The sequence below is a fragment of the Stappia sp. genome, assembly GCF_048261845.1.
Lineage (GTDB): Bacteria > Pseudomonadota > Alphaproteobacteria > Rhizobiales > Stappiaceae > Stappia.
Map to the genome: position 1 here is coordinate 1 of NZ_JBLXFR010000098.1, position 8,656 is coordinate 8,656.

The window sequence follows — 8,656 nt, forward strand, 5'->3', positions numbered from 1 at the left end:
CCCGGGCCGCCCGCCTGAACGCCCCGCCCCGCGGGGCAAGGGCGCCCGGCCCCGGCCACGAGTACCGGAAACCGGTCGATCATCCTGACGCCTTCACTCCGGATCGGCGGCCGTCCGGCCAAAGTCGGTCGAGCCTTGACAGCTGACCGTTCTGGAAGCGCCGGGGCGGGTTGCCCTGACGATCTTGCAAACCGTCACTTCGGCGCGGCGCCGACCTCGGCATCCCACTTCGACAGAAGGCGGGTGCGCTCGTCCTTGGAGCCGTATTTTGCGAAGTCGTAGTCGATCAGCTTGATGGTGGAGAGGTCCGGTGCCTCCTTCGGCGCCTTGGCGTTCTTGTTGGACGGCACCTGGAAGGAATTGGCGGCCGCGCCCAGTTCCTGCGCCGCCGGCGTCAGGGCCCAGTCATACCACTTCTTGGCATTGTCCGGGTTCGGACCGCCCTTGATGATCGACATGGAGCCGATCTCGTAGCCGGTTCCCTCGCAAGGCGAGACGACCTTGACCGGCGCGCCCTGCACAGCCTGGGTCACCGCGTCATGCTGGAAGGTGATGCCGATCAGGGTCTCGCCGGTGGCCGCAGCCCGGGCCGGGGCCGCGCCCGACTTGGTGTACTGGTTGACGTTCTTGTGCATGCCCTTCATGAACTCGAACGCCTTGTCCTCGCCCATCAGCTGCACCAGCGTCGCGACCATCGTATAGGCGGTGCCGGAGGAGTTCGGATTGGCGACCTGGATCTCGTCGCGGAATTCCTCCTTCAGCAGGTCGGCCCAGCATGCGGGCTCCGCCGCGCCCGTCGACCCGAGCATCTCCGTGTTGAAGGAATACCCCAGTGCGCCGGCATAGATGCCGACCGTCTTGTAGCCCGACTGCTCGGCCTGGCTTGCCGCCCAGGGCTGCAATTCCGCCAGCATCGGCGACTTGTACTCGACCGTGAGCCCTTCCTCGGCCGCCTGCAGATGCGGATCGCCGGTGCCGCCCCACCACACGTCGCCGCGCGGGTTGGCGGATTCCGCCTTGACCTGCGCCAGCGTCTCGCCGGAGGACTTGCGGGTCATGTTGACCTTGATGCCGGTCTCGCGCTCGAAGGCCTGGACCATCGGCCGGCACCACTCCTCCTGGACCGAGCAATAGACGGTGAGTTCACCGTCGGCGGCGGCCGGCAACGACCAGAGCAACCCGGCAAGGCCGAGCGTCGCGCCGGATGCAAGTGCCCGCAGGCTCGTCGAGATCTTCATGCTGTCCTCCCTTTGAAGTGCCGCTTTGCACAGCTGTTCATTAGTTGGCTGATTTTGAACGCCTAAAGGGGCGTCCGTCAATCGGTTCCGGACGCGATGGCGGAAAGCGCGATCCGCGAAACCTGCGAAACGGCCTCGGCGACGCCGGGTGCCGCGACGATGATCGGGTTGCCCGTGGTCCACTCGCCGCTGAAGAAGTCGCTGACCCGGGCGCCGGCCTCGGCGGCGATGACGACACCGCCGGCAACGTCCCAGGAGTTGATATGCCCCTCGACATAACCGTCCGTGCGTCCGCAGGCGACGGCGGCAACGCCCAGTGCGCCGGACGCGGAGCGCTTCACATTGGCGCCGGCGCCGAAGAGCCGTCCGACAGTTGCCAGATACTGCTCGACCGGCAGGCGCGGCGACCAGCCGTGTTCCAGTGTCGAGCGGGCGATGTCGTTGGTCGTCGCCGCGCGTATCGGCTTGCCGTTGAGGGTCGCGCCGTGGCCGCGGCGGGCGAGGTAGGTCTCACTGAGCGCCGGGGCGGCGATGCAGCCGAGTTCGGGCACGCCGTCCATCAGAAAGCCGATGGAAACGCACCATGTGCGATCGCCATGGGCGAAATTCGCCGTGCCGTCGATCGGATCGACGATCCACAGCCTGTCGGTGACCGCGCCGCCGCCTTCCTCGCCCAGGACCGCGTCATCGGGAAAGGCCTCGGCCACCCGCCTGCGGATCAGCGTCTCGACCGCGCCGTCGGCCTCGGTGAGCCAGTCCTGCGCGCCTTTCAGCGAGATGGCCAGCGAATCACGGTCCTCGAAATAGCGCATCGCCAGAGCGGCGGCTTCCGCCGCGATGCCCTGAAGCGCCAGAAATCGCTGCGTCAATTCCATGTCGCGGGTGCTGCTCATGCTCGCCTCTTACTTAGCCGACAAATATCTGTCATCATTGTTTTTCCACGTATTCGGCGGATACGAAAGTCATTGGCCGGCACGCCAGCGCCATCTTTCGGTCCCAGAATGCGGTTACCTGCAAGGTTGCGCCGCCAGCATCTTGCCGCGAAGCGGGAATGACAAGCGGCTTTCGCGGGTGTCTGGAAACGTATCCAGAGCTGCCGTTCGCAGCTCCGGCAACGGCCGGCCCGTTTCGGTCCGTCTGTCAAGGAAATGCAAGTGGCCCGGGCAGATGCCGAGCCTGCGCTGTATGGAGGTCTGGAGACGATGATGAGTGCGAGCGCGGTGTTCCTGCATCTTGCCGGCGGTGTCGCCCTGTTGATCTGGGCCGTGCGCATGGTGCGGACGGGGGTCGTGCGGGCATTCGGGTCGTCGCTGCGCTCCGTGCTTGCTTCGGCGACGCGGAACCGCGTCACGGCCGTTCTGGCCGGGGCGGGCGTGACCGTGCTGATGCAGAGCGCGACGGCGACGGCGATGCTGCTGACGTCCTTCTCGCGGCGCGGACTTGTGCCGCTGGCGATGGCGCTTGCGGTGGTGCTGGGGGCCGATGTCGGTTCGGCGGTCGCCGCCCAGATCCTGTCGCTCAATGTCTCGCATCTGTGGCCCGTCTTCGTCGCTGCCGGCGTCGTCACCTTTCTGGTTTCCGATTCCGACCGGCCGCAATGTATCGGCCGCGCGCTGATCGGCCTCGGCCTTTTGACCCTGTCGCTGCAGCACCTGCGTTCGACCGTGGTGCCGCTGGCGGAATCCGAGACCTTCGGCCTGGTGCTCGCCGCGCTTGCCGGCGAGCCGATCCTCGCCGCGATCCTTGCCGCCGGCATCACCTGGGCCGCGCACTCCTCGCTTGCCGTCGTCCTGGTGATCGCGACGCTGGCGCTTACCGGCGCGGTGACGCCGACGCTGGCCATCGCCGCGGTTCTGGGCGCCAATGTCGGCGCCGCCGCCGCGCCGCTGTCCGCCAATTGGGGGGCGGCGGCGGAAACCAAGCGCGTGCCCTTCGGCAACCTGATCATGCGCGGAACCGTTGCCGCGGTGCTCATTCCCTTTGCCGGGCTCCTCGCCGATGTCGCGGCGTCCTTCGGGCTTGACGGCGCGCGGCTGACGGTCGATGCGCATCTCGCCTTCAACATCCTGGTCGCGCTGATCTTCGTGCCGCTCGTCGGGCCTGTCTCGCGGCTGCTGGAGCGGATCGTTCCGGCAACGCCGCAACCGGCCGATCCCGCCCGTCCGCGCTATCTGGCGAACGTGCCGGCCGATGTCTCGTCGGAGGCGCTGGCAGCGGCGCATCGCGAGGCGCTGGCTCTGGGCGACCGGGTCGAGGCGATGCTCGTCAAGTCGATGGAGGCGCTGGAAAGCGGCGATCCGAAGCTCATTCGCGAGCTGCGTTCGGCCGACGATGCGGTCGACGCGGTCAACGAGGCGATCAAGCTGCATCTGGTGCGCATGTCGCGCAAGGGCATGTCGGAGGAGGATTCCCGCCGCTTCATGGAAATCCTCTCCTTCACCACCAATCTGGAGCATATCGGCGACGTCATCGACAAGCAGCTGCTCGAGATGGCGGAGAAGAAGGGGCGGGCGCATCTTGCATTCTCCAGCGAGGGGCTTGCCGACCTGAAGGCCTTCCATGCCCGCGTGGCGTCGAACTTCTCCACCGCGCTCAACGTCTTCGCCACCGGGGATCCCGATCTCGCCCGCCGGCTGTTCGCCGAGAAGACGGCGATCCGCGACCTGGAGCGCCACTTTGCCGAGCGCCACTATGCGCGGCTGCGCGCCGGCGTTACCCTGTCGATGGAAACCACCTCGATCCACATGGACGTGCTGCGCGACCTGAAACGGATCCACGGTCACTTCGTCATCGTCGCTCAGCCGATTCTGGAGGCCTGCGGCGAACTGGCGGACACGCGGCTGCGCGCGGGCGGCCAGGGTGATCCCGACCGTCCGGACGCCTATCGTCGGAGCACGGCGGAGGGCGCCCAGCCGGCCTGACCACCCTCCCGGCCCGACAGCCTTTCCAGCGTTCCGGAGCGGGCCCGAACAGTGCCCGCCCGGTCCGGGTCCGAAGCGCCCGCGGCGGCGGGTGTCATATCGGCTTTCACGGGAAGTCCCTTCTGCTTGCGGGCAGGTGCCGCGCAGCGGCATCAATCCGTGCTTGCGTTCCCTTTCATATCTAGTATTCTTGATATATGGATAAGATCACCGCACTCGAGGCCTTTGCGGCCCTGTCACAGGAAACCAGGCTCGACGTGTTGAGGCTGCTCATCCGCGCAGGCGGTGAAGGGATGCTGGCCGGAGACATCGCCGTTGCCCTTGATGTGCGGCAGAACACGATGTCGACCAATCTTGCCGTGCTGCATCGCTCGGGACTTGTTCGCAATGAGCGACAAGGCAGGGCGGTGCGCTATTTCGCCGACATGGCGGGCCTGCGCTCCCTGCTCTCCTTCCTGATGGAGGACTGCTGCGGCGGTGCGCCGGACCTCTGCCGGCCGGTGCTTGATGCCCTCGTTTGCGATTGTTGAGGAGAGATCCGATGAATGGAAAGACCTACAACGTGCTGTTCCTGTGCACGGGCAATTCGGCGCGCTCGATCATGGCCGAAGCGATCATGAACCGGGTTGACGGCTTTCGCGCCTTCTCCGCCGGTTCCCAGCCGAAAGGCGTGCCCCATCCGATGACGCTCGACCTCTTGCGCGGCCTCGATATCGATACCTCCTTCGCCCGCTCCAAGAGCTGGGAGGAGTTCGGGGGCGAGAACGCGCCGAAGCTCGATTTCGTTTTCACCGTTTGCGACGACGCGGCGGGCGAGTCCTGTCCCGTGTGGCCGGGTCAGCCGATGACGGCGCATTGGGGCGTGCCCGATCCGGCCGCCGTGGAAGGCAGCGAGGCAGAGCGCCGCCTTGCCTTCTCCGAGGCTTACCGGATGCTGAGCGCCCGCATCACCGCCTTTGCCAGCCTGCCGCTTGCCAGCATCGATTCGCTCTCCCTGCAGGGGCGTCTCGACGAGATCGGCCGCAAGGACAGGCGGGAGAGTGCCTGATGAGCGTTGTCATTCACCACAATCCCGACTGCGGCACCTCGCGAAACGTGCTGGAGATGATCCGCGCCTCCGGCGAGGAGCCGGTCGTGATCGAGTATCTGCAAACCGGCTGGACGCGGCCGCAGCTTCTGGCGCTTTTCGCCGGAGCCGGGCTGACGCCGCGCGAGGCGCTGCGCGTTTCCAAGTCGCCGGCGGAAGAGCTCGGCCTCACCGATCCGTCGGTGGATGACGAGACGATCCTCGCCGCCATGCTGGAACATCCGGTTCTCGTCAACCGGCCGATCGTGGTGACGGTGAAGGGCATCCGCCTTTGCCGCCCGTCCGAGGCGGTTCTGGAGATCCTTCCCGCCCCGCTGGCGGGCACGTTCGTCAAGGAGGACGGCGAGGCGGTGACGGCCCCGGGGGCCGGATCATGACCCTCAGGGCGGATCCCCTTGCCGATCTGCCGAACATCGATCCGGCGCAGATGCGGCCGGTTGATCCGGAGCTTTACGCGGCGAGAGACGATCCCGGCCACGCGCCGCGCATCCTGCTGCTTTACGGCTCGCTGCGCGCGCGCTCCTTCTCCCGGCTGGTGGCGGAGGAGGCGCGGCGGCTGCTTGCCTGGCATGGCTGCGAGGCGCGGATCTTCGACCCGCGCGGGTTGCCGCTTGCCGATGCGGAGCCCGCCGACCATCCCAAGGTGCGCGAATTGCGCGAGGCGGCGATGTGGTCGGAAGGCATGATCTGGGTCTCCCCGGAGCGCCACGGGGCGATGACCGGCATCATGAAGACACAGATCGACTGGCTGCCGCTGTCGCTCGGCGGGGTGCGCCCCACCCAGGGCAAGACGCTTGCGGTGATGCAGGTCTGCGGCGGCTCCCAGAGTTTCAATGCAGTCAACCAGCTGCGCGTTCTCGGTCGCTGGATGCGGATGGTGACCATTCCCAACCAGTCGTCGGTGGCCCGGGCTTTCGCCGAGTTTGGCGAGGACGACCGCATGAAGCCTTCGCCCTATTACAACCGCATCGTCGATGTGGTCGAGGAACTGGTGAAGTTCACCTGGATGGTGCGTGGCCGGGCCGGGCCGCTGGTCGACCGTTATTCGGAGCGGGTCGAAAGCGCGGCGGAGACCTCCGCCCGGGTCAACCAGCGTTCGATCTGAGGCACGTGCCGCCTGCGACCCCGATACCGGCATGTCGCGGAGATGCCGGAGCGCGCCGTTTTGCGCCTGTGCCCGTCCCGTGAAAATCGATTAGACTCCTCAACGGGTTCACATCGAGGCGACGGCGGGCATGCCCGCCGCGCCTGTGGTATCAACGGGCATGATCGACAAGCTGGAAATGTTCATCGCGCTGGTCCGCGAGCGCCACTTCGGACGCGCCGCGGAGAGCATCGGCATCACGCAGCCGACCCTGTCCTCCGCCATCCGGCAGCTGGAGGACCAGCTCAACGTGCAGCTCGTGCATCGCGGTTCGCGGTTCCAGGGGCTGACGCCGGAGGGCGAGCGGGTCCACGCGCTGGCGCTCAGGATCGTCGGCGACATGCGGGCCCTGCGCGAGGAGATGAGGGCGGTGCGCTCGGACCTGGAGGGGACGTTGCGCATCGGGGTGGTGCCGACGGCGCTGCCGATGGTGGCCGAGCTGGTATCGCCCTATGCCGTGCGCCATCCCGGCGTCCGCTTCCAGATCCTGTCGCGGACCTCGGCGGAGATCCTGGAACAGATCGACCGGCTCGATCTGGACGCGGGCATCACCTATCTCGATGCCGACGCGATGCGCCGGCGCACCCGTTTCCCGCTCTACGAGGAGCGCTACTGCCTGCTGGTTTCCGTGTCGGATCCGCTTTCGGCGCGCGAGACGGTGAGCTGGCAGGAAGCGGGGAGCGAGCAGCTGTGCCTGCTGACGCCGGACATGCAGAACCGCGCCATCGTCGACCGGCATCTGGCCGCCGCCGGCATCACGGCGCGGGCACGGGTGGAGTCCAACTCCATCATCGCGCTGGTCGCCCATGTGATGACAGGCAAGTGGGCCTCCGTGGTGCCCGAGAAGCTTGCCGGGATGTTCGTGTCGGGCGGGCTGCTGGCGGCCGTGCCGATCCGGGACGACGACGGGGAAAGCGCCCGCACGATCGCCATCGTGGTGGCGCAGCGCGAACCGCTGACGCCGCTGCTGTCGGCGCTTGTCGAGATCGCCCAAGGGCGGCGCGGCTGACGGCGGAACGCGCGAACGGCTGAGCAATTTTCGATAGAAATCCGATCAATATCGACAAGTTTTGCGTCCGATATTGATCGGATTTGTCGCTTGAGCGTGCTCGCCGGGCCCGCCGACGGGCCCCGCCGTTTCTTCTTCCAGCTCTCTGCCACACCCCTCCCGGCGATCTCGCGGCCTGCCCTTGTCGCCGACCTTGCGGCTACTCACTGCCGCTCATCTTGAGGGCGCACCCTGCCGACCATCTTGAGGGCGCACCCTGTGGTTGGTCTTGAGGTCGCACCCTTCCCCCTTGATTTCACGACCACTTGCGCTGCGGTGCTCTTGTGTCCAGAACCATACCAACCAGTTGGTATTGACAACGTGCTTGCTGGCCGGTATGCAGTTTCCATACTGACTGGTATGGGGACTGGAGCTGCGGGACGCCATCGCAGCGGATGACGGTTTTACCGGCGGCGGAAGGGGATCGGGAACGATGGCAACGGGTGCGACAGCGAAGGCCGAGGAACGACACCGCTCGAAGACCCGGCTGCTGGAGGCGGCGCTGACCGTCATCCGGACGCGGGGCTATACCGCGACGCGCGTCGAGGACGTGTGCGAAGCGGCGGGGCTGACCAAGGGCAGTTTCTTCCATCATTTCAAGAGCAAGGAAGAACTGGCCGTGGCCGCGGCCGATTACTGGTCGCAGACGACCGACGCCTTCTTTGCCGCCGCGCCGTATCATGCGCCGGCCGATCCGCTGGAGCGGGTGCTGGCCTATATCGACTTCCGCAAGGAGATCCTCGCGGGCGAGGTGCCGGAATTCACCTGTCTGGTCGGAACCATGGTGCAGGAGGTCTACGAGACGGTGCCGGCGATCCGGGATGCCTGTGATCGCTCGATCTCCGGCCATGCGGCCGAACTGGAGAAGGACATCGTCGCCGCCAAGGCGCTTTATGCGCCGGACGCGACGTGGACGCCGGAAAGCCTCGCCCTGCACACCCAGGCGGTGATCCAGGGCAGCTTCATCCTGGCCAAGGCTCGCATGGGCGCGGAGGTGGCGGCGCAGTCGCTCGACCATCTGCGCGCCTATGTCGAGATGCTGTTCACCCAGTCACGAACGGGAGACTGACCATGCGCAGGATCACGGCAACCGTCTTCCTGACGCTGGACGGCGTCCTGCAGGCGCCGGGCGGGCCGGAGGAGGACCGGGAGGGAGGCTTTGTCCATGGTGGCTGGAGCGTGCCGTACTGGACCGACGGCATGATGGCGCAGATCAAC

9 protein-coding genes are annotated in these 8,656 nt (G+C 66.8%); 7 read left to right on the plus strand and 2 right to left on the minus strand.

Going from position 1 to position 8,656, the window contains the following annotated elements:
* Positions 1-194: 194 nt before the first annotated feature.
* Positions 195-1,238 carry an ABC transporter substrate-binding protein gene (locus ACN0T5_RS20620; RefSeq protein ID WP_417770484.1) on the minus strand — a complete coding sequence of 348 codons (1,044 nt, stop codon included), beginning with the start codon at positions 1,236-1,238 and terminating at the stop codon, positions 195-197.
* Between the two features lie 77 nt (positions 1,239-1,315).
* Entirely contained in the window at positions 1,316-2,131 is an 816-nt protein-coding gene (locus tag ACN0T5_RS20625) for an inositol monophosphatase family protein (protein ID WP_417770485.1), read from the minus strand.
* Between the two features lie 312 nt (positions 2,132-2,443).
* Between ACN0T5_RS20625 and ACN0T5_RS20630 the strand changes: the two genes are divergently transcribed.
* The 7 genes from ACN0T5_RS20630 (at position 2,444) to ACN0T5_RS20660 (ending at position 8,507) form a co-directional block, all read left to right on the plus strand.
* Complete coding sequence (locus ACN0T5_RS20630) at positions 2,444-4,159, plus strand: Na/Pi cotransporter family protein (RefSeq protein WP_417770486.1); 1,716 nt, start codon at positions 2,444-2,446, stop codon at positions 4,157-4,159.
* A 197-nt stretch (positions 4,160-4,356) separates the two neighbouring features.
* Positions 4,357-4,689 carry an ArsR/SmtB family transcription factor gene (locus ACN0T5_RS20635; RefSeq protein ID WP_417770487.1) on the plus strand — a complete coding sequence of 111 codons (333 nt, stop codon included), beginning with the start codon at positions 4,357-4,359 and terminating at the stop codon, positions 4,687-4,689.
* Positions 4,690-4,700: 11 nt separating this feature from the next.
* Positions 4,701-5,207: an arsenate reductase ArsC gene (locus ACN0T5_RS20640; RefSeq protein ID WP_417770488.1), complete on the plus strand. Its 507-nt coding sequence runs from the start codon at positions 4,701-4,703 to the stop codon at positions 5,205-5,207.
* Positions 5,207-5,623: an arsenate reductase (glutaredoxin) gene (gene arsC, locus ACN0T5_RS20645; RefSeq protein ID WP_417770489.1), complete on the plus strand. Its 417-nt coding sequence runs from the start codon at positions 5,207-5,209 to the stop codon at positions 5,621-5,623. The genes ACN0T5_RS20640 and arsC overlap by 1 nt, the downstream gene beginning before the upstream one ends.
* Positions 5,620-6,351 (plus strand): arsenical resistance protein ArsH, encoded by a 732-nt coding sequence (arsH, locus tag ACN0T5_RS20650; protein WP_417770490.1) that lies wholly within the window; start codon positions 5,620-5,622, stop codon positions 6,349-6,351. Before arsC ends, arsH begins: the two co-directional genes overlap by 4 nt.
* 160 nt (positions 6,352-6,511) lie before the next feature.
* Positions 6,512-7,399 carry a LysR family transcriptional regulator gene (locus tag ACN0T5_RS20655; protein WP_417770492.1) on the plus strand — a complete coding sequence of 296 codons (888 nt, stop codon included), beginning with the start codon at positions 6,512-6,514 and terminating at the stop codon, positions 7,397-7,399.
* 472 nt (positions 7,400-7,871) lie between these two features.
* Positions 7,872-8,507 (plus strand): TetR/AcrR family transcriptional regulator, encoded by a 636-nt coding sequence (locus ACN0T5_RS20660; RefSeq protein ID WP_417770491.1) that lies wholly within the window; start codon positions 7,872-7,874, stop codon positions 8,505-8,507.
* Positions 8,508-8,656 lie beyond the last annotated feature (149 nt).